Source organism: Microcoleus sp. B3-D7 (assembly GCF_036705305.1).
Lineage (GTDB): Bacteria > Cyanobacteriota > Cyanobacteriia > Cyanobacteriales > Microcoleaceae > Microcoleus.
Genome location: NZ_JAUBUE010000005.1, coordinates 78,634 through 98,538, shown reverse-complemented (window position 1 = coordinate 98,538; position 19,905 = coordinate 78,634). Strand labels below are relative to the sequence as shown.

The following is a 19,905-nucleotide window of genomic DNA, read 5'->3' as shown; positions in this document are numbered from 1 at the left end:
CGCTGAAACTTAGTAGGCTCGTTACTCATTTTGACCCGGCTAAGCGTTCTTAGCTTAGGAAAGAGCGCTGAAGCGCAACTACATACCTTTGTGCCAGTTGGCCTTAGTCCTCTAATTGTTAAGAACAGGCAAGATGCCTGTCCCACAAAAATTAAATTTTATTGTGGGGGCAACCGGAAAACCCGCCCTACTTTAATTTCTCATGCGGTATCCGACGCCGTGAACGGTTTCAATTAAATTCGCGCCGCCAACCGACTCAAGTTTGCGTCGCAGCAAGCGCACTTGAGCTGCTACCACATTGCTAAAGGTATCTGCACTCGCCTCCCATAGCTGATTCCGAATTTGGTCAGTGGTGATAATTTGGTTGGGATGTTTCATAAAGTATTCTAGCAGTTGAAACTCTTTGTTTGTTAGAGCAATTATCTGGCTGTTGCCACTTCGATCGAGATGGCACACAGTTCGATTTCCGCAGTCCAAAACCAGATTTCCTACCTGTAGCTGTTGCGGTTGAATTTGGGGCGATCGCCTTTGCAAAGCCCGCAATCTTGCTAACAGTTCCGCCATTCCAAACGGTTTAACTAAATAATCGTCAGCCCCGGCATCTAGTCCCGCAACTTTATCTTCCATTCGGTCTTTGGCTGTTAGCATCAAAACGGGCAGTGCGCTATTTTTAGCACGCAATCTCCGCAGCAGTTCCAATCCTGACAATCCTGGTAGCAACCAGTCAAAAATAGCTAGGTTATATTGCGTCCACTGACTGTCTAAATATTCCCAAGCTTCACTGCCATCTAGCGCCCAATCAACTATATATTTTTCCTGCTTTAAAGTGCGATCGATCGCTTTCCCTAAATCTGGCTCATCTTCAACTAACAAAACTCTCATAACTCTAATTTATAGCGGTAAATCCTTATACATTGTTAGCGATCGGCAGCATCTACCCCAATCTTTAAGCTCACATACTGAGATGAAATCAGCATGAAATATTCTGAATTCGCAGAAAAAGAGAACAGTTGACAATAATTGACAACAAGCTGGTAATGTCTTATAATCTACCACGAGTAAATTTTTGAGAAAAATTTTCAATAAGTTATGACAGATTTATCCGATCGTCCCGCCATTAAAAAGGCTGGGCGCTGGAGTCGCCGCCAACTGCTACAGCTAGGAATAGCTGGGGCTGGGGTAGCGGGTGGCGCGATCGCACTTCAAAACTTGACTCGCAAACCGACATCAGTCGCGAGAATACCGCCCATCCCCGCAGATGCACTCACCGTCAGCAATATTAACCCGATGCAAATTGCGCGGGATTTTGATTACGGCACGGTGACGCGCGAAAACGGGCGCACGGTTCGGGAATTTCGCCTGGAAGCTAATACTTCGATCGTCCAACTTAACAGCGCCGTCGCTTTCAACACCTGGAACGTGAACAATCGCGTGCCGGGGCCGACATTGAGGGCAACAGAGGGCGATCGAATCCGCGTCATTTTTTATAACAAAGCCGGACATTCTCATTCGCTGCACTTTCACGGCGTTCATACCAGCGAAATGGATGGCGTTAAACCAGTGAAAAACGGTTCGGTATTTATTTATGAATTCGATGCCAATCCTTACGGATTGCATCTATATCACTGCCATATTGAACCCGTAACTCGCCATGTAGGTAAGGGACTATATGGAATGTTCATCATCGATCCGCCAAAACCCCGCCCTCCCGCCGATGAAATCTTATTAATCATGGGAGGATACGACGTAAACGACGACGAAAAAAACGAACTTTACGCTTTTAACGGGTTGCCCAATTATTACATGAATAACCCGATCCCTATTTACAGAAATCAGCTAATCCGGCTGTACGTTCTCAACCTGATTGAGTACGAAGCGGCAGTAACCTTCCACCTGCACGCCAACTTTTTTGACGTATATCGCACGGGAATGACTTTAACTCCCAGTGAAAGAACCGATGTAATCACAATGGGAGTAGCTGAACGGCATATTTTAGAATTTACCTACGGCTACGCTGGAAAATTTATGTTTCATCCCCATCAAGATGCGATCGCCGAAGCTGGCTGCATGGGGGTATTTGATGTCATCACTTAAACCACATCCTGCTACCAGGGTGCGCCGATTCAAATAAAGTATGAAATTATTTGACAAGCTCGATCGCAAATAGGTAGAATGAATAGCTCGCAAATAATTGAGAATTATTCTTAATAACTTGCGAAACCAAATGCACATAACGTAAAAATTAGCAACTGCCATGTTATCCACATTTCGTTTATTACCTAGAGTCACTGCTACAGCCATCCTCGTTGCTCTAGCTGGTTGCGCTTCCCCCACAGCCAGCAACACCGACAGTACACCCTCACCCGCTGCCACAGCCAGTCCCGCATCCACAAGCGGTCACAGCGGGCATCACGGCGGCAAAAAAGGCGGCATCAACATCAATACTGCCATTCTTTCAGAGTTAGATAAACTCGAAGCCAAGTTAGGAGTGCCGGCACTTTCTAACAAAATTCAAGCCAGCCGCCCTTACGGAAAAGTCGAAGAATTGGTTTCAAAAAATGTCATTACTCAAGCGCAATTCGACCAAATCAAAGACTTGGTAACTATTGAAAATGTGGTGCTGACAGGCGAACCCAAAGATGTAGACTACATGACTAAACTTGGCTTGATGAAAGGGCATCTTTTCGTAGCCCAAGAACTCTTGGATCAAGGCAAACCAGACCAGGCAGAACCGCACATCGGGCATCCAGTCGAAGAAATTTATGCCGATGTGGAAGATCAGCTAAACGAGCGTAAAATTCCTGAATTTAAGGCTACTTTAATTAAATTGCAGGATTTAGTTAAAGCGGGTGCAAAAGATCCGGCTCAAGTCAAGGCGGAATTTACCACATCAATGCAAGCAGTTGATGGAGCAATTGCCGCCCTTCCCGAAACGCAGCGAAAAGATCCGAAATTCGTGCTGCAAGTGATTAACGGCTTGTTGGATACAGCTAATTCCGAATACGGAGCGGCAGTTGCTAACGGCAAAATTTCCGCAATTATTGAATACCAAGATTCGCGGGGTTTTGTCATGTACGCGGAAAGCCTGTACAAAGATATCGCCGAGCAAGTGGCTAAAACTAGCCCGCAAATCGATAAAGCAATTGTTGCCAACATGACTGAACTTAAGACAAGTTGGCCCAGTGCGATCGCGCCGGCAGCCCCCGTAAAAACCACCGAACAAGTCAACCAGCTAGTTAAAGCGATCGAAAGCGACAGCCAAAAAGTTCTCAAACCCGCATCTTAAAAAAGTTAACTCAAACCGCCAACGGTAATTGGTAAAACAAATTACCAATTACCTCCAGATATTACCTCAACTAAAAAGATGAATTTTAGCGAAGCATTGCCCACATTTGTAATTACTCTCCGCGAAGGAGTCGAAGCCGCCTTAGTTGTCGGAATCGTTCTCGCTTGCCTCAAAAAGTCGGGACAAAGCTATTTAAGCCCTTGGGTTTTTGGGGGTGTTGGGGTTGGACTTATTGCCAGCGCTTTGATAGGTGTACTGTTGGTCTGGACGATGCAAATTTTGTCCGCATCCAATCAGCCTTTTGCACCGATTATGGAATTGCTGCTAGAAGCAATCTTTGGGCTGATAGCGATCGCAATGCTGAGTTGGATGCTGATTTGGATGACCAAGCAAGCGCGATTTATGAAAGCCGAAGTTGAAGGCGCTGTAAGTGCTGCTTTAACGCAAAACTCTCATGCCGGTTGGGGCGTATTTAGTTTAGTTTTTATTGCTGTTTTGCGCGAAGGGTTTGAAACTGTTTTGTTTGTCGTCGCCAAGTTTCAACAAGGCATTATTCCAGCCATCGGCGCTTTGGGCGGCATTCTCTCAGCCACCGGACTTGGTGTCCTGCTGTTTAAATGGGGAGTCAAAATTAATATCCGCCTGTTTTTCAAATATATGGGCATTTTATTGCTCTTCATTGTAGCGGGTTTAGTGGTATCTACTTTGGGACTCTTTGACAGCGCGATAAATATTTTATCGCAAACAAATCGCGAATCAGCAGCAATGTGTTTCTATTACGAAAGATTTACTAAAATCCATTCTTGCATTCTCGGGCCGATGGTCTGGAATACCTCGCAACTGCTTCCCGAAGACAAGTTTCCAGGTTTGTTGTTGAGTGCGCTGTTTGGCTACACGGATAAGCTCTATGTCGTGCAGGCGATCGCTTATTTCGTCTTTTTAATTACCGTCGGCGGCATCTACTTCCAAAGTTTGGCAGGTCGAGTGTTTTTCCCATTCAAAAAAACCCAGGCAAGTAAATAGGAAATTAAGTGCGAGCGAAATACGATCGGCTTTTTAGTGGAAATGCAGGAGGCAGTTGTTTGTTGCTAATAACTAATGCGCCCATAACTTAGAGCGCATTAGGAAATCAGCTATCTATTGATTGAAGGTAAAACGACCGTCAACTTTTTCTCCGTTAATATCCGCAGTCACTTTCACGGGATAACTTCCTGCATCTTTGCCGGGAAACACCACAGCGTAATGTTTGCCCTCAGCATCATACTTGAGAGCTAGGGTTTGCTGCTTTCCATTCGGCAACTGCACTTGAGCCGTCACTTTGGCGTTAGGAACTGGTTCCTTTTTCTGCCCTTTTTGCAAAAAAACATCTAAATGAGTTCCGGTAGCTTCTTTTTCAGTTACAAACTCTAAATAGTAAGCTCCAGACTGAACAACTTGCCCCCCTTTAGTTGCTGTTGCAGGAGCAGTGGCGGGAGTAGAAGACGCAGGTTGAGAGGCGACAGGAGGGGAGGCTGGAGTGCTATTTGGATCGCTTGCTTGGTCGCCTTTACTGCAAGCTCCCAAAAACAGCAATCCGACACTACCTAGAACAATTAAATTTGACTTGAGCGATTTCATTGGTTTGACTCCTTGCTGACTGACAATAATTAGAAAATATCACACATTAACTCTCTTCCCCTCTTCAATAACTGGCTGAGGTTCTTGAGGTAGTAAAAATTGCCCAAATTGAGCATACAAAGCTGGCAAAACTAACAGAGTTAAGGCTGTAGAAGTAAATAACCCTCCTAAAACTACTACTGACAGCGGTTGCAAAATTTCCTTGCCCGCCCCACCTTCAAAGACTAAAGGTGCTAAACCCAAAGCTGAAGTTAAAGCCGTCATCAGGATGGCGTTGAGCCGTTCCATCGAGCCTTTTATAATTGCTTCCTTAAAAGGCATTCCCTCGGCAAATTTAGTGTTGTAGTTGTCTACTAAAAGCAAGCCGTTACGGGTAGCAACGCCGAATAATGTGACAAAGCCAACCAGGGAAGCTACAGAGATGATGCCGCCCGTCAAAGCTACCGCAATTACTCCTCCCACTAATCCGATCGGCAAATTAATCATAATCATAGCAGTTGAAGCGATAGACTTGACGGACAAGTACATCAATACTGTAATTACCAAAAAGGCGATCGCACTAAATATCATAATATTTTGCGAAGCTCTTTGCTCAGCTTCAAATTGACCGCCGTACTGGATAAAATAGCCAAAAGGCAACTCCACCTCTCGTTTTACTTTAGCTTGAATTTCATTCACAACCGATCGCAAATCCCTACCTTTAGCATTAGCAGCCGCCACAATCAAGCGAGAAACATTCTCACGGTTAATCGTATTTGGGCCAGTACCGTATTTTACTGTAGCAACTTGGGCGAGGGGAATCTTGTTGCCGCTGGGAGTATCAACCAGCAAATTCTGAATAGTTTCTAAGTTATTTCGAGCTTCAGGCTGCAACCACACAACTAAATCAAAAGTTTGCTGCACCTCCAAAACTTGAGAAACTACTTTGCCGTTTAAAGCTGTCTCAATTATTTCAGAAAGCTCTCCGATTTTCAAACCGTATCTACCCGCAGCTTGACGGTTAAACTTAATTTGAACTTGTTGCACTGGCACCTGCGGTTCGAGTTGCAAATCCACAATTCCCTCAACGGTTTTCATTTGCTCTTCAACTTGGGCACCGATGCTGCGAAGTTGATCCAAATCCGGGCCAAAGATTTTGACAGCAATCTGACTTCTAACACCAGATAAAACCTCATCCATCCGGTGAGAAATAAAACCGCCAATATTTGGTGCAACTCCCGGCAATTTAGCAAATTCCTGCCGCAGCGACTCCAAAGTTTTCGGCCGATTTTTCATCCCTGCCTCGCTCAAACCGATATCAATGTGAGCTAAATTAACTCCCGCAGCATCAGCATCTCCCGGAGCTCTGCCCGATCGCACTTGCACGTATTCAAACCTGCTATCATCCTTAAGTGCATCTTCAATAGCAAAAGCCGCGCTATCTGTTGTTTCCAAAGACACGCCAGGATAAAGCATAATAGTATTCACCAAAGTTTGCTCCTGAAACTCCGGTAAAAACACCCGTCCAAAGGAAGGCAAAATAATTAATGCAGCCACCATGCTAGCAGCAGCTAAAGCTAAAATAATCCCCGAAAATCGCATTGACAATTGTATAAAAAAATGATAGAGGCGCTTGCAAAATCTCGGCAGCCAAGGTTCCGCAGCACTCATACGTTTGGTAGGCAACAAAATAGCGCAAAGGGCCGGAGATATTAACAGCGATTCTAGACTAGAAATTACAACAACTACCAAATAAGTAATCCCCATCGGCGTAAAAATCCTACCTTCTACACCGGGCAAAGTAAAAATTGGCGAAAACACCACAATGCCAATAACAGTCGCTCCAATTAACGAATCGCGCACCTCCTGACTGCCATCAAAAATCACATCCATCACCGGGCGCGGATGAAGCGAAGACCTATTTTCTCTCAAGTTGCGGTAGGTATTTTCGGCATAGACGATCGCATCGTCGATCGCAGTGCCGATCGCCACCGACAAACCACCCAAAGTCATCGTATTCAGCCCCAGCCCCAACCAATACATCGCCAGCAGCGCCAACAGCCAAGTCAGAAAGAAATCCAGCAAAACAACCGCCAGAGTGCGCCAATTCATCAAAAACGGGATGAGAATAAGGGTGACAATGATGCTGCCTTCAACTAAAGCCGATCGCACATTCTCCACCGACGAATTAATATATTCTTCCTGTCGAAAAGTCACAGTAACTTTAATATCTTTTGGCAGAGCTTGCTGCACCTCAGCCATTGCTGCCTCAACCGCTTTAGTTACCGTCGGAGTATCAGCAACTGGCTGTCTGTTTACCATCACAATTACAGCTTTTTTACCGTTAAAACTGCCGTCGCCCCGCTTGATGGCAGCACCAATCTTGACATCAGCTACATCACCAATTCTGACGGGCGTTCCTTGCCGAGAGGCGATCGCCGATTGCTGCAAATCTTCCAGAGACTCAATCCGCCCCACCCCCCGGATTAAAGTTTCTCGATCCGGCGTAATTAAATACCCCCCCGGCGCGTTAACATTCGCAGCCGCCGCCGCTTCAGCTACTTGCTGCAACGACACATTAAAAGCTTTCAACTTTGCAGGTTCTACTAATACTTGATACTGCCTTTCTTCGCCGCCGTAAGCCACCACTTGAGCAACGCCAGTCACTGCCAGAAGCCGATTTGTGACTTGCCAATCAACCAGACGGCGCACTTCCATCAAAGGAGTAGTTTCTGATGTAAAAGCATAGGTAATAACAGTGCCGACAGGAGAAGTTGTCGGAGAAATTTGCGGTGTTTCTACCCCAGCCGGGAGTTTGCTTTGCGCTTGCTGTAACCGTTCTGTTATCAACTGCCGCGCTTGATAAATTTCAGTTCCCCAATCAAAGATTACCTTAACCGCAGAAAGGCCCACAGCCGAAGACGATCGCACTGCTGTCACCCCAGGAGTTCCATTAATTGCACTTTCGATCGGCAGTGTTACCAAAGACTCGATTTCTTCCGGCGCGAGCCCCGGTGCTTCCGTCTGAATTTCGACTTGCGGGGGTGCAAAAGGAGGGAAGACATCAAGCGACATTTGGGGGATGATAGAAAATGTCCACAGACTAACAATAATGGTGGCGACAACGACTAGCCAGCGACGGTTAATTACCCATCTGAGAATTGTGCTGAACATTTAATAATTTGGGAATTGGGCATTGGGAATTGGGCATTGGGCATTGATAAAAACAGCTATCCGTGTATCCGTGACTTCTGTGTCGTGCTGTTACTTCAAACTCTTGACTTCTGCCTCTGGAGTTTTAACGTGATGGTTGTCATTGTGTAATAGCAATTCATCGTCCCAGGTCGATGTAGAAGCGGAAAAACCATTATTTGCAGCATTGTTTCCAGAATCCGCTGCTATTGCTGGCAATTTGCGTCGATTTCCCCACAACACACCCGCTGTGAAAGTCAGGGAGGCTATCGCAACTCCTCCCCCTATTCCCGCCCACCATAAAGACACGGGTAAATTATTAAAATTAACCTCTGTTACCTTTGGAGTTGCCTCTTTCTTTTCCTCCTCTTCTGAGTGTTTATGGCTGCCGCCCCGCAAAGATTGTGCGTAAAGTTGAGGTGCTCGCTGCGTTACTATCAAATCTCCCTCGAATAAACCCCTCTTAACTTCAACTAAATCTCCGGCAGTTTGACCGAGTTCAATTTCAACAGCTTGATAAGCATTGCCATTTTGGACGTAAACGGTTTTTTTACCGCTAACATCCACTACTGCCTCACTCGGAATTGCTAAAATATTTGTTGCAGTTTTGTCGGTTAAAATCTCCAACTCAGCAAATAGTCCTGGCTTTAATTCGCCGTTAATATTATCTAGTTCTGCTTTCACCGGCACAACCCGCGTTTCTCCTTCCACGGATGACCCAATTAAGGCGATTTTTCCCTTGAAAGTGCGATCGGGTAAATTAGCGACTTTTACCCTGACTTCCTGACCCTGTTTTACTTGATTCAGGTCTTTTTCGTAAATATTGGCTGTGGCAAAAACGCGGCTGTCATTTAACAGACTCATCAACGGTTTTTCAGCGTCTACTGACTCTCCTGGGGTGATTTCGCGATCGGCTACCGTCCCCGAAATCGGAGCCACTACGGTAACGAGTCCTCGATCGTTGGCAGCAGTTCCTAATTGTTGGAGCCGCGCTTGATAGGCTGCGTCAGCCAAGCGAATACGCGACTGAGCGACTTCGACGGCAGTTTGGCCGCGTTTGACTTGGTTCTCGGCTTCTAGGACTTCCCGGCGGCTCTGAGCTCTGGTAAGTTGAGCTTTTGCTTCTGCTACTCTGCCTTGAGATTCCCGCAATTCCCGCATTGGGAGGTCTACTTCGGCTTGTTTAATTTCGGTTTGGGCTTTGATAACTTCAGGACGGCTTTTTGCTTTAGCAACAGCGGCTTGTGCTTCGGCGAAGTGGGCTTGCGATTCCAGCATTGTGCGCCGCGCGATCGCTCCTGATGCCACTAATTCTTTGTCGCGATCGAACTGTTCTTTAGCTACTGTCAGTTCAGTTTCTGCCCGCGCTATTTCTGCTTGCGCTATTTCAACTTGACGCTGATAGTTTTCTTTAGCGGCTTGCACCACAGAACGCTTGTTTACTAATTCTTGTTCTTGTTGGTACTGCTTAGTTACCGCTGTCAATTGGGTTTTGGCTTGGGCGATTTCTGCTGCGGATATTTGAAGTTGGCGATCGTAATTTTCTCGTGCTAGTTTGAGATCGCCTTCCGCTTGCTGCAAATCTGCCTCAGCTTCGGCACGTTTCGAGAGAGATTCAACCCGCAACTGTCCTAATTCTGAACTCGATAACACCGCAACGGGTTGGCCTTTTGATACTTTGTCCCCAGGCTTAACCAGCAACTCTATTACTTTCCCAGCAACAGGAGCCGTAACTTCTACTTTTTCGTTGGGTAAAGTTTCAATTTGTCCTGTGGTTTTGATGCCGATATCTAGCCGCTGGCGAGCAGCAGGGGAAACTTTAATTCCTAATCGTTTTGCTGTTGCGGCATCTACAGAAATAGCAGTAGAAGTTTCAGTTGCTTCGTCGCTATGCTGAAATTCATCTCCGTGGCCAGCGTGGGCAAAAACAGCGGCAGGAGAACTTAGCAAAATTAGGCTGAGCAAACTTCCCGACAAGCTGCTAATAATTGCCGAACACTGAGCATATTTGTGGAATATCATCGTTGGCATTGTCCTTGAAATCAGGTTGAGTGCCACAGGTTTAGCAGTTGGTATTTTGCCAAGGTAAGTAAGTGATACCCCTTAAGTAAAGTTACTTATTAGCATTTTCCAAGAAGCGACCGCTAAGCAATGACCAAGAGCTAGAAATGCTCTACTCAACCTAGTATTTCACGGTCAAATGAAATTAGGATGAAATTAGGATAAAATTTTGAATCAACAGCCCAGATGCCCACCCGATTCTAAAATACGAAGATAAGTTTCGCCTAATGACAAGCGATTTTGCTGTATATTTTTTTCCGGTTTTTTTATCTCTGCTGGCGCTGCAATTTCTTTTCTCAATTCGCTCCGTAGCTCATCTACGGCTGCATTTGATTTATAAGTGCTGTTTAATTCCAAGGTATTCAATATCATAAACTACCCTCTCTATGTATATAGCTTTTTGCTGACCTATCTATTACTTTAGAGGTAGGGCTGAGCAATTGTCTACAGTATTTTTACGTAACTTTCTACTACTTTAGAGGTAAGGCGGTTCAATTATCTACAGTAGGTGTAGGTACTCTCAGGGAACTGAGGTGGAGTCAGACAAATGCTGACAGCCACAGTCGAGCTACATTACTTTGTCTACCAAGGTTGTCGCGACTTTTTCATTTGCTCAATTTCTTGCTTTTGTGAAGCAAGTATTTTCTTAACTATTGAGCTACTGTGATTAAGGTCACTCATTTTGGGGATTTGGGTCACGTTTTGTTGAGGTGAGCTAAATTACTGTTTATACCAAGTTTGCCGCCACTGTTTCATTTGCTCAATTTCTTGCTTTTGCGAAGTCAGAATTTCTTGAGACAATTTCTTCATTTCCGGGCGTTTTGACTTCTTCAAAGCATCTTCAGCCATCACTAAAGCTCCTTCGTGGTGAGGAATCATCGCATTAATAAATCGCAAGTCAAATTGGTCGTCAGCGGCCCCTAAATCCATGCTCATCATCATGCTTTGCATTTGTTCGGGAGTCATTGCCATCATGTGACCCATTGGAGCGTGATAAGCCATCGGGGTACTGCTGGCTTTGGGATACCAAGCTTTTCGCCACTCTTTCATTTGATTGATTTCGCGGTTTTGAGCAGCAATTATATCAGTGGCAAGTTTTTTCATTTCCGGGCGTTTTGATTTATTCAGCACCTCTTTTGCCATGTTTACAGCACCTTGATGGTGTACTGTCATGCCATCAATAAATCGCAAATCGTAGTCGGCATCAGCAGGGCCTAAATCCATTGACATATCGTGATTCGTGCCATGATCCATGCCATGATTCATGCCACCTTGGGCCACGTTTTGCTTGTTGTTTGCTTCGGTTGCAGCCGTAACGTTTGGGGCTGGAGTTTCACTGGAAGGGGCTTTTGAACAAGCTGCAAGCACTCCGCTGGTTAAAGCGGCTGTGGCGGTCAATATCAGGGCTGCAAAGCCTGTTTTTAATGAAATTGGTTTCATCGATTTTATATCCTTAAAACGGCCATTTATCTTCAGCTTTCCACATATAAATGAAATTAGGATGAAATTTTTGCCTCGGAATTGTAAAGAATTATTGCTGTGGCGTCGATCGAACTCAAATTTAAGATTTACAGGACTGACAACCGAATTATGTAGGGTGCACAGTGCGCGCCTTACCCCTATGGGTAGCGTGTCAAACCACTTTTTTGAGAATTTCTGATTTATTTCGCAATTCCTCTTGACTCTCCAGTGAACAGGAGACTTTACAATGGAGTTAATTCATTTATTGAGCAGAGTAGTTTCTGCTGAGGTTCAAACTATGACTTTACAGCTAAAAGTTCCTAAGATGGCTTGTTCTGCTTGTGCGAATACAATAACAAAAGCAGTCCAAGCCATTGACTCAGCCGCTGGTGTTGAGGCAGATCTCAAGACAAAATTGGTCACGATTCAAACCGCTAAGTCGGAAAGTGAAGTTAGGAAAGCGATCGCATCGGCGGGCTATCCAACTATTTAAAGACAAAGGGTAAATGTCTCATTGAGGATGGCATACATGGACAATCTCACACTTAAATTGCGGGGCATGAGTTGTGCTTCTTGTGCTTCCTCTATCGAACAAGCAATTCAATCTGTTCCCGGCGTACTTGAGTGTCGTGTCAATTTTGGGATGGAACAAGCAACCATCCAATACGACTCCAAGCAAACCAACTTAGAAACAATTCAATCGGCGGTTGATGATGCGGGATACCAAGCTTTGCCGCTTCAAGAAATGGCGGCGGCAGAGGATGATTCCGAACAAGCCGATCGCAAATCTGAATCTCAAACCTTGCAGCGGAAACTCTGGACAGCAGGTATCATAAGCATCCTGCTGGTTGTGGGCGCTATTCCAGCGATGACCGGCTTGCACCTGCCATTTATTCCCGCATGGCTGCACAATTTTTGGCTGCAATTAGTCCTGACCTCCCCCGTACAGTTTTGGTGCGGCAAATCGTTTTATGTAGGAGCTTGGAAATCCCTAAAACGGCGCGTTGCGACAATGGATACCTTGATTGCCTTGGGAACGAGTGCTGCTTACTTTTATTCTGTATTTGTGACATTTTTTCCCGGTTTCTTAACGGCTCAAGGTTTGACTCCTAGCGTTTACTACGAAGTAGCCGCCAGCGTTATCGCCTTAATTTTGTTGGGGAAAACCCTAGAAAATCGCGCGAAGGGAGAGACTTCGGAGGCAATTCGCAAACTCATGGGTTTGCAAGCAAAAACTGCTCGGATAATTCGCAACGGGGAAGAGTTGGAAGTGCCGATCGCCCAAGTGGAAATTGGCGATGTCGTGCAGGTGCGTCCGGGAGAGCAAATCCCCGTAGATGGAGATGTTATTGAAGGCTCTTCCACAGTAGACGAAGCAATGGTTACGGGAGAAAGTTTGCCCGTTAAAAAGCAGCTTGGCGACGAAGTTATCGGAGCCACAATTAACAAAACTGGCAGCTTCAAATTTCGGGCGACAAGAGTTGGCAAAGATACATTTCTAGCTCAAATTGTCAAGATGGTGCAGGACGCGCAGGGTTCAAAAGCACCGATTCAAAAGTTAGCAGACCAAGTGACTGCTTGGTTTGTTCCCGCAGTAATTGCCATCGCTTTAGCTACTTTTATTATCTGGTTTAACGCGACTGGAAACTTCACTCTAGCCACAGTGACAATGGTGGAAGTGCTGATTATTGCCTGTCCCTGCGCTTTGGGTTTGGCAACTCCGACTGCTGTGATGGTGGGAACTGGTAAAGGTGCAGAAAAGGGAATTTTAATTAAAGGAGCCGAAAGTTTAGAATTGGCTCACAAACTCCAAATTATCGTGTTAGATAAAACAGGAACTCTCACCGAAGGTAAGCCGACTGTAACTGATTTTGTGACAATTAAAGGAACGGCGAACAGCAATGAGTTAAATTTGCTGAAATTGGCGGCGTCTGTAGAACGAAATTCGGAGCATCCTTTGGGGGAAGCTGTTGTGAGGTACGCTCAATCTCAAGAGGTTAATTTGACGGATGTTAAGGATTTTGAGGCGATCGCGGGAAGTGGTGTTCGAGGGGTTGTAGGCGGAAAGTCGATCGCCCTGGGAACGCTGAGGTGGATGCAGGAACTAGGCTGCGATACTGAATATCTGGAACTGCGCGGGAGAGCTTTAGAAGCAGCGAGCAAAACGGTTGTTTGGATGGCTGTAGAAGGCCAAATAGAGGCAATTCTGGGCATTGCGGATGCTCTCAAACCATCGTCCGCGCAGGCGGTGAAAGCTCTTCAAAAACTCGGTTTGGAGGTAGCGATGCTGACGGGCGACAACCGCGCGACTGCGGAGTCGATCGCCCAATCCGTGGGCATTACTCGCGTTTTTGCCGAAGTTAGACCCGACCAAAAAGCAGCTCAAATCCAAGCCCTGCAACGCGGAGGAAAAATTGTCGCGATGGTGGGAGACGGGATTAACGACGCGCCGGCTTTGGCCTTAGCAGACGTGGGAATTGCGATCGGCACCGGCACCGATGTGGCGATCGCCGCCAGCGACATTACCTTAATTTCAGGCGATTTGCAAGGCATAGTTACAGCAATTAAACTTTCCCGCGCCACCATGCGGAACATCCGCGAGAATCTGTTTTTTGCGTTTATTTACAACATCGCTGGAATACCGATCGCGGCGGGCATTTTGTACCCCATTTTCGGCTGGCTGCTAAATCCAATTATCGCCGGTGCAGCAATGGCTTTCAGTTCAGTCTCTGTAGTTACTAATGCTTTGCGATTGCGGAATTTTCAAGCCAAATCTAGTGCATAAATTTGGAGTAATTATAAAAATGTTACAGCCTAGTCAAATTTGGGGAAGTCTCGCGAGTTTAGGACTTGTGATGGGAATGGCATCGGGAGTTCAAGCTTCCAAAATGTCCGTCCAGCATTCTACTTCAACGACTCAATTCCGCAGCATTGAACAGCCACTAGGTTTAAAAGTTGGCGTCACAATAGGTGGTTTAACATTAATTGGTTTGGACTTGTGGTGGTTTTTGTTCAGTAAATCTAAAGGGCAGAAAGCTGAATATATTCAGGGGATACAAGAGTTGACTATTACTGTAGACGGGGGTTATGAGCCTGCCACTGTAGTTGTGAAAGCAGGTCAATTAGTCAGGCTCAATTTCTTGAGGCGCGACCCCAACAGTTGTCTTGAAAAAGTGTTGTTACCAGATTTTCACATTGTGCGAGAATTACCTCTAAATCAGGTAACTGCTGTTGAATTTACCCCTCAAAAACCTGGACGATACCTATTTACTTGCGGTATGAATATGTTTAGGGGTGTGGTGGAAGTACAAAGCTAAATCAAATAGACAGTTGTCAACCTGCGGCAATTGCGACGGTTGAGGCGCGAGTTTTTTCAGCAAGAAATCGCTAAAATAGATGAAAGCTTAAAAAATTTGGAGTGAGCTAAATGCAACTACTACACACGATGCTCCGAGTCGGCAACCTGGAAGAATCCCTCAAATTTTACACTGAGGTTCTGGGCATGAAATTGCTGCGGCAAAAGGACTATCCAGACGGTAAATTTACTCTGGCTTTTGTGGGCTACGGCGATGAATCCGACACTACAGTTTTGGAATTAACATACAACTGGGGCGTCACAGAGTACAATTTGGGGGATGCTTACGGTCATATTGCGATCGGCGTTGACGACATTTACGGTACTTGCGATGAAATTAAAGCCCGCGGCGGTAAAGTTAGTCGCGAACCCGGCCCGATGAAGCACGGTTCAACAGTCATCGCTTTTGTGCAAGACCCAGATGGATATAAAGTTGAATTAATTCAACTGGCAAATCAAGGTAGCAACACCCAGAAAGTAGCAGCAACAACCGCATCCTAACTTTCTTAAGAGGGGGAAGGGGAAGGAAAAACTATCTTCCCTCTTCCGTTTTCCTTTTGACAACAGTCGTACCCACAACTGTCAACTGTCAACTGTCAACTGAAACTTTTAATTCGATCGCACCGACGGTACAAACTGCTGCAAATAAATTTTTTGCCACAATATAGAAAAACTGCTCCCTATTTGGCTTAAGCTATCAAATTTAGGAATTAATTTAGATTCTCGGCGCTGGTCTAAAGCAGCGATACCCGAAAAAAATATAGCTAACACTAACAAAAATACTACGATCACACTAAATAAAATAGTCCAATAAACTAGAAATTCGCTTGTGTAGCTGACCGCGAATATCCACTTAATCACTAAATCCGATAAATACAAAAACAGCCCTACTGAAAACCCCACCCTGAATAATAGCCACGTCCACTTAAACATATCTGTTGCAGTCTTGCTATTTTTGGACGCAGAAAGTTCTAACTCTCTAATTTGGCTGTTAATATTTGAGGTAATTTCATACAAAGTATACTGCAAACCATCTCTGATATAATTGAGTTCATTGTCGAGGTTTATGCACTGCTCGGATGTACTTTTATCCAAGCTCAGGTTTTGGATTTGTTTGCGGTGCGCCGCCAGTTTATTGTCTAGAGTGTAATCCCATTTTTCCAGCCGATCTACAGTCAAATACAAAAGTTCCCTATTAGCATCTAACAAGCTCTGGCAATTTATGATTGACTTAACTAACTTGCTGAGATTGTTGATATGCTCCTCTAGAGTATTTTGGGATTCCCTTTGTTTAGCTGACAATAAACTTGCGAGTTCGACATCCCGATCGCCGCACAGCGCCAAAGCCTCACTATACACCTTGTCAATTTCCATTTGATCTAGATACAGTGACGCTTTGCACTTCTCTATTTCGGGAATAGTCATACATTCTAAGGGCTGATATTTTATATTAAATTTATATACAAGCGCTGTCAGAATTTGCGCCGATTTTCGGTCAAGCTTGTCTTTGTAAGGTTCTAAAATAATGGCAGCTAGATTTTTAACTCTCGCTTCCGGGTGGTGCAGGAACTCAAAAATTTTGGCAAGTATTTTGGAGAACTCCCAGTCATTAAAATTATTTTCCGCACCTTCCAAAAAGTTTGTTGCGGCTGCATCGTTTTCTGCATTCAATTTGTACGGGCCCGTAAATGCGATCGCAGCAAATACTCGATCAATCCAAAATAGATATTCGTCGCCATTCATTGGCAGGCTCGGCAGCAGCCAGCTAGGGCCGTACACCCAAAAATCGAGACAATTATCATATTCCTTGTGGCTGTCATTTCTGCGGCTGTCGCCCAAAGCAAATTTGTTGCTTGCTAATAGTTGAATTTGCTCTTCTACAACCCGTCCCTCAATTTCCTCTGCATTGATTGTGACATTGACAGCACCTTCCTTGCCTTGTTGTTGCCCTGCTTCATCCAACCAAATTGACTTAATACTAACAGCCGCAGACCACCGAATTAAAGGAGTCGATCCCCCTCGCGCTTCCTGTTCTAACGCCGCCAGCAGATTTTTGCTAAAATTACTTGCTTTAGCCTTTCTCTCACTTGATATCAGCCCCTCTCCCACCTTCCCAAATGCCTGAATTGCCAAAGCGCGAAACAGCAAATTCGGATGCGGTTTTCTGAGGGATTCCGGTATATTTTCTCTGAATATTCCGCTGTTGGGTACGCCCAAAACTTCAGCAAAAGGCTCGATGCCGCACTGTTGCAGGATTTTTTTAACTAGGTTTATTCTTTGCCAAGGTTGAGTATATTTAGTGAGAGTGAAGATTAGCGCTCTGCCGCTGCACCCCATTGACTCAGGGATGTTAGTGCGATCGAGTTTCCACATATTGCTCGTCATAATTTGTCGCCATGACAATTGCTAGATATGGAGGCCGTTGTTGGATGCTGAATTCAGCATTACATTTACTGTGGCTTTTTGTCAATATTAGTCCTGAACGCATAGGGAGTTATAAACCCGGTTTCACGACTAAATTTATTATAACTCAAGCCTAGATTTTCCCTATAAACCTAGTTAATCAAGGCCAATGTGCGTCCCGAACTAAATATATTATTTTGCAATAATTGGTGAAATGTCCAAATTTTAGGTTGGGCAACGAAACCCAACCTACTATAGTCATTTCTTTGTCGGATCTTTTAATATTTTGTCGCTTACCATTTGGTCAACGAGTAAGTCGCTGATAATTTGAGCTCCGTGGGATGTAAAGTGCAAGCCGTCATTATTTTTTACATAGCCTCGCTTACCCGATTTATTAGCAACTACTGGAAGAAATCTTCCTCCGGGTGCAAAAGTGTCCCAAGTAGAAATAAATTCAATTTTGGCTGAAGATTTGCTGGCATTTTTATAAATATCGTTCATGAGGGGAAAAGCTTTGAGATACGAAGATTTGTTAGGCATCGATTGACCGACCCAATACACTTTTCTTACGGATGACGCATCAAGTAAATTGACATATCTTTCAACTCTTTCTTTATAAGCTTTTTGCCATTCTTTGGTCATTATTCTCCAGGCTTTTCCTTGAGAATCAATGATATTTTGACGGTCATTGGCTCCGAACAAAACTATCACTACATCCGGCTGGTAATTATTAAGAGTTTGGCGAGTTCTGGCATACCAATCATAATAATCTATCCGATTTAATCCGGTCGCTACCTTGTAGTCAATTTTCGTATCGGCGATATTGTATTTTTTCTTAAGAGTGTACTGAAGTTGAATTCCTAAGTCGAACATTACGGAATCTCCAATAAATAAAAATCTGCGATAAGGTCGGGTCAGTTTAGGTTTAGCTGGGGTTGTTTTTTTAGCTGGGGTTGGTTTTTTAGCTGTAGCAGACTTTGGGGGTTCAACGGGCGCTTTTGTTTCGGTTTGGACAGAATAAATTTCTGGTTCTTTGGGGAGGCTGTCGAAGTTAATATCTTTAATTTTGCTCCAAAAATCTTGTTCTGATTTTCGGAAACCGTCTATTTCGATCTGGCGCGCTGCTTCTTTAATTTCTGCACTGGCGAAAGGAGTTGAAGCAAAGCTTTTCAGAAATAATGAGAAATTTGAAAATATTAAAGTGAGAATTACAGAAGTAACAATCAGCAAAAATTCCCGGTCTTTCATATTTCTTAGAAATTAAAGTAAATAAAAGGCGCGACGGTACTTGGCCCCAACATCAAGATAGTATACACGAGCAGTGAAACTAAGACAACCCGAAAGAAAATGTTTTTTAATGACAATACGGTTTGCAATAGTTTCGCGATGCGATCGCCCCACAAGTTGAGCGCGCCAATAACTGCAATTACTAAATACAATTGCCAAAAGTTAAATTGAAAACTTGTGACTGCAGGATGGAAAATTCCTTCAAAAAAACTCACCGCAGTTTCCCAGTTGGGAGTGCCAAAAAATACCCAGCTACAAGTAACAAAAGTAAATGTTAGCAGCCAACTGCAAAATTTAGCAAATCTGGGAAAGGCATAGTCTAATTTAAAGTGGATAGCTTGGGGGAGATCTTTACATAAATGGTTGACAATTAATCCTAAACCGTGAATTGCTCCCCAGAAAATAAAGTTTAAACCTGCGCCGTGCCAAAATCCACCGATCGCCATTGTTAAAAATAGATTTAGGTACTTCCTGAACTTGCCGTATTTGTTACCGCCCAAGGGAAAGTAAACGTAATCCCTCAGCCACTCGGAAAGACTGATGTGCCACCTTTTCCAAAATTCTTGCAGACTGAGTGATCGGTATGGCATATTAAAGTTGGCAATTGGTTTGAAACCCAGCAAACAGGAGATACCGTTGGCTAAATCCGAATAGCCGCTGAAATCTACATAAATTAAACAGGAATAGGAAATTGCCGCGAGGATTAAATCGATGCTGCTGTACTGCTGGGGTACTTTGAATGGTAAGTCAGTGAAGTTAAACAAAAAGCTCGATAAAGTATATTTTTTGAAGAGCCCAGACAAAATCAAAACTATAACTTCTTCAATTTGATAGTCGTATTTTTTCCGTGAATTTAGCTGCAAATAAAATTCGCGAGCTCGCGATATTGGCCCAGAGGCAATTTGCGGAAAGTAGGTAATGTAGGCGGCATAGTCTATAAATTTTGGACAGGGTATTTTTTGCTGGCAGCAGTCGATTAAATGAGAAATCATTCTAAAAGTGTAGAAAGACACGCCGACGGGGGCGATTATTTGCAAAACTGGAAAGCTGGCGGGAATTTGTAGCTGGTTCAGTATCTCAAATAAAGAAGTTACAAAGAAGTTGCAATATTTAAAGATGCCGAGATAGGCAATGTTGAAAACTAAGCCGGAGATTAAAGCAAGTTTTTTATACTTATTGTTGCAGAGAACCCGGAGAATGATATAGTTAGAGGCTGTAGAGAAAACGAGGAGCAAGAGAAAGTCGAAACTCCAAAAGAAATAAA

At 44.4% G+C, this 19,905-nt stretch carries 16 protein-coding genes; 7 read left to right on the top strand and 9 right to left on the bottom strand.

What is annotated here, in order from left to right:
* Positions 1 to 192 precede the first annotated feature (192 nt).
* Entirely contained in the window at positions 193 to 882 is a 690-nt protein-coding gene (rppA, locus tag QUB25_RS05940) for a two-component system response regulator RppA (RefSeq protein ID WP_333059243.1), read from the bottom strand.
* Between the two features lie 207 nt (positions 883 to 1,089).
* Here rppA and QUB25_RS05935 point away from each other — a divergent pair, with 207 nt between their 5' ends.
* The 3 genes from QUB25_RS05935 to QUB25_RS05925 all read left to right on the top strand — a co-directional run bounded on the left by QUB25_RS05935 (position 1,090) and on the right by QUB25_RS05925 (position 4,309).
* Complete coding sequence (locus QUB25_RS05935; RefSeq protein ID WP_333182364.1) at positions 1,090 to 2,094, top strand: multicopper oxidase domain-containing protein; 1,005 nt, start codon at positions 1,090 to 1,092, stop codon at positions 2,092 to 2,094.
* 160 nt (positions 2,095 to 2,254) lie between these two features.
* On the top strand, positions 2,255 to 3,286 hold the full coding sequence (locus QUB25_RS05930; protein ID WP_333182363.1) for a helix-hairpin-helix domain-containing protein: 1,032 nt from the start codon (positions 2,255 to 2,257) through the stop codon (positions 3,284 to 3,286).
* 78 nt (positions 3,287 to 3,364) lie between these two features.
* Positions 3,365 to 4,309 (top strand): FTR1 family protein, encoded by a 945-nt coding sequence (locus QUB25_RS05925; protein ID WP_333182362.1) that lies wholly within the window; start codon positions 3,365 to 3,367, stop codon positions 4,307 to 4,309.
* A gap of 114 nt (positions 4,310 to 4,423) precedes the next feature.
* On the opposite strand, the gene QUB25_RS05920 is transcribed toward QUB25_RS05925, so the two are convergent.
* From QUB25_RS05920 to QUB25_RS05900, 5 genes are all read right to left on the bottom strand, one after another.
* Positions 4,424 to 4,903: a hypothetical protein gene (locus QUB25_RS05920; protein ID WP_333182361.1), complete on the bottom strand. Its 480-nt coding sequence runs from the start codon at positions 4,901 to 4,903 to the stop codon at positions 4,424 to 4,426.
* 39 nt (positions 4,904 to 4,942) lie between these two features.
* Positions 4,943 to 8,056: an efflux RND transporter permease subunit gene (locus QUB25_RS05915; protein WP_333182360.1), complete on the bottom strand. Its 3,114-nt coding sequence runs from the start codon at positions 8,054 to 8,056 to the stop codon at positions 4,943 to 4,945.
* Positions 8,057 to 8,146: 90 nt separating this feature from the next.
* On the bottom strand, positions 8,147 to 10,105 hold the full coding sequence (locus QUB25_RS05910; protein ID WP_333182359.1) for an efflux RND transporter periplasmic adaptor subunit: 1,959 nt from the start codon (positions 10,103 to 10,105) through the stop codon (positions 8,147 to 8,149).
* 204 nt (positions 10,106 to 10,309) lie between these two features.
* A complete protein-coding gene (locus tag QUB25_RS05905; RefSeq protein WP_333182358.1) occupies positions 10,310 to 10,507 on the bottom strand; it encodes a hypothetical protein in 198 nt (65 codons plus the stop codon).
* Between the two features lie 348 nt (positions 10,508 to 10,855).
* On the bottom strand, positions 10,856 to 11,575 hold the full coding sequence (locus tag QUB25_RS05900) for a DUF305 domain-containing protein (RefSeq protein WP_333182357.1): 720 nt from the start codon (positions 11,573 to 11,575) through the stop codon (positions 10,856 to 10,858).
* Between the two features lie 319 nt (positions 11,576 to 11,894).
* Here QUB25_RS05900 and QUB25_RS05895 point away from each other — a divergent pair, with 319 nt between their 5' ends.
* From QUB25_RS05895 to gloA, 4 genes are all read left to right on the top strand, one after another.
* Entirely contained in the window at positions 11,895 to 12,089 is a 195-nt protein-coding gene (locus tag QUB25_RS05895) for a heavy-metal-associated domain-containing protein (protein ID WP_333135789.1), read from the top strand.
* Positions 12,090 to 12,125: 36 nt separating this feature from the next.
* Positions 12,126 to 14,381 (top strand): heavy metal translocating P-type ATPase, encoded by a 2,256-nt coding sequence (locus tag QUB25_RS05890; protein ID WP_333182356.1) that lies wholly within the window; start codon positions 12,126 to 12,128, stop codon positions 14,379 to 14,381.
* A gap of 19 nt (positions 14,382 to 14,400) precedes the next feature.
* Entirely contained in the window at positions 14,401 to 14,913 is a 513-nt protein-coding gene (locus tag QUB25_RS05885) for a cupredoxin domain-containing protein (RefSeq protein WP_333060709.1), read from the top strand.
* Between the two features lie 110 nt (positions 14,914 to 15,023).
* Complete coding sequence (gene gloA / locus QUB25_RS05880; RefSeq protein ID WP_333182355.1) at positions 15,024 to 15,452, top strand: lactoylglutathione lyase; 429 nt, start codon at positions 15,024 to 15,026, stop codon at positions 15,450 to 15,452.
* 108 nt (positions 15,453 to 15,560) lie between these two features.
* Here gloA and QUB25_RS05875 read toward each other — a convergent pair whose 3' ends face one another.
* From QUB25_RS05875 to QUB25_RS05865, 3 genes are all read right to left on the bottom strand, one after another.
* Positions 15,561 to 17,336 carry a hypothetical protein gene (locus QUB25_RS05875; protein WP_333182354.1) on the bottom strand — a complete coding sequence of 592 codons (1,776 nt, stop codon included), beginning with the start codon at positions 17,334 to 17,336 and terminating at the stop codon, positions 15,561 to 15,563.
* 276 nt (positions 17,337 to 17,612) lie between these two features.
* Positions 17,613 to 18,584, bottom strand: coding sequence for a DUF459 domain-containing protein (locus tag QUB25_RS05870; protein WP_333182353.1), 972 nt, complete (start codon positions 18,582 to 18,584; stop codon positions 17,613 to 17,615).
* 23 nt (positions 18,585 to 18,607) lie between these two features.
* Positions 18,608 to 19,678, bottom strand: a complete 1,071-nt coding sequence (locus tag QUB25_RS05865; protein WP_333182352.1) for an MBOAT family O-acyltransferase — start codon at positions 19,676 to 19,678, stop codon at positions 18,608 to 18,610.
* Between the last annotated feature and the right edge of the window lie 227 nt (positions 19,679 to 19,905).

Excerpts from the sequence above, each read along its gene's own strand:
- rppA (WP_333059243.1), bottom strand. The coding sequence starts at position 882 with ATGAGAGTTTTGTTAGTTGAAGATGAGCCAGATTTAGGGAAAGCGATC.
- QUB25_RS05935 (WP_333182364.1), top strand. The coding sequence starts at position 1,090 with ATGACAGATTTATCCGATCGTCCCGCCATTAAAAAGGCTGGGCGCTGG.
- QUB25_RS05930 (WP_333182363.1), top strand. The coding sequence starts at position 2,255 with ATGTTATCCACATTTCGTTTATTACCTAGAGTCACTGCTACAGCCATC.
- QUB25_RS05925 (WP_333182362.1), top strand. The coding sequence starts at position 3,365 with ATGAATTTTAGCGAAGCATTGCCCACATTTGTAATTACTCTCCGCGAA.
- QUB25_RS05920 (WP_333182361.1), bottom strand. The coding sequence starts at position 4,903 with ATGAAATCGCTCAAGTCAAATTTAATTGTTCTAGGTAGTGTCGGATTG.
- QUB25_RS05915 (WP_333182360.1), bottom strand. The coding sequence starts at position 8,056 with ATGTTCAGCACAATTCTCAGATGGGTAATTAACCGTCGCTGGCTAGTC.
- QUB25_RS05910 (WP_333182359.1), bottom strand. The coding sequence starts at position 10,105 with ATGCCAACGATGATATTCCACAAATATGCTCAGTGTTCGGCAATTATT.
- QUB25_RS05905 (WP_333182358.1), bottom strand. The coding sequence starts at position 10,507 with ATGATATTGAATACCTTGGAATTAAACAGCACTTATAAATCAAATGCA.
- QUB25_RS05900 (WP_333182357.1), bottom strand. The coding sequence starts at position 11,575 with ATGAAACCAATTTCATTAAAAACAGGCTTTGCAGCCCTGATATTGACC.
- QUB25_RS05895 (WP_333135789.1), top strand. The coding sequence starts at position 11,895 with ATGACTTTACAGCTAAAAGTTCCTAAGATGGCTTGTTCTGCTTGTGCG.
- QUB25_RS05890 (WP_333182356.1), top strand. The coding sequence starts at position 12,126 with ATGGACAATCTCACACTTAAATTGCGGGGCATGAGTTGTGCTTCTTGT.
- QUB25_RS05885 (WP_333060709.1), top strand. The coding sequence starts at position 14,401 with ATGTTACAGCCTAGTCAAATTTGGGGAAGTCTCGCGAGTTTAGGACTT.
- gloA (WP_333182355.1), top strand. The coding sequence starts at position 15,024 with ATGCAACTACTACACACGATGCTCCGAGTCGGCAACCTGGAAGAATCC.
- QUB25_RS05875 (WP_333182354.1), bottom strand. The coding sequence starts at position 17,336 with ATGACGAGCAATATGTGGAAACTCGATCGCACTAACATCCCTGAGTCA.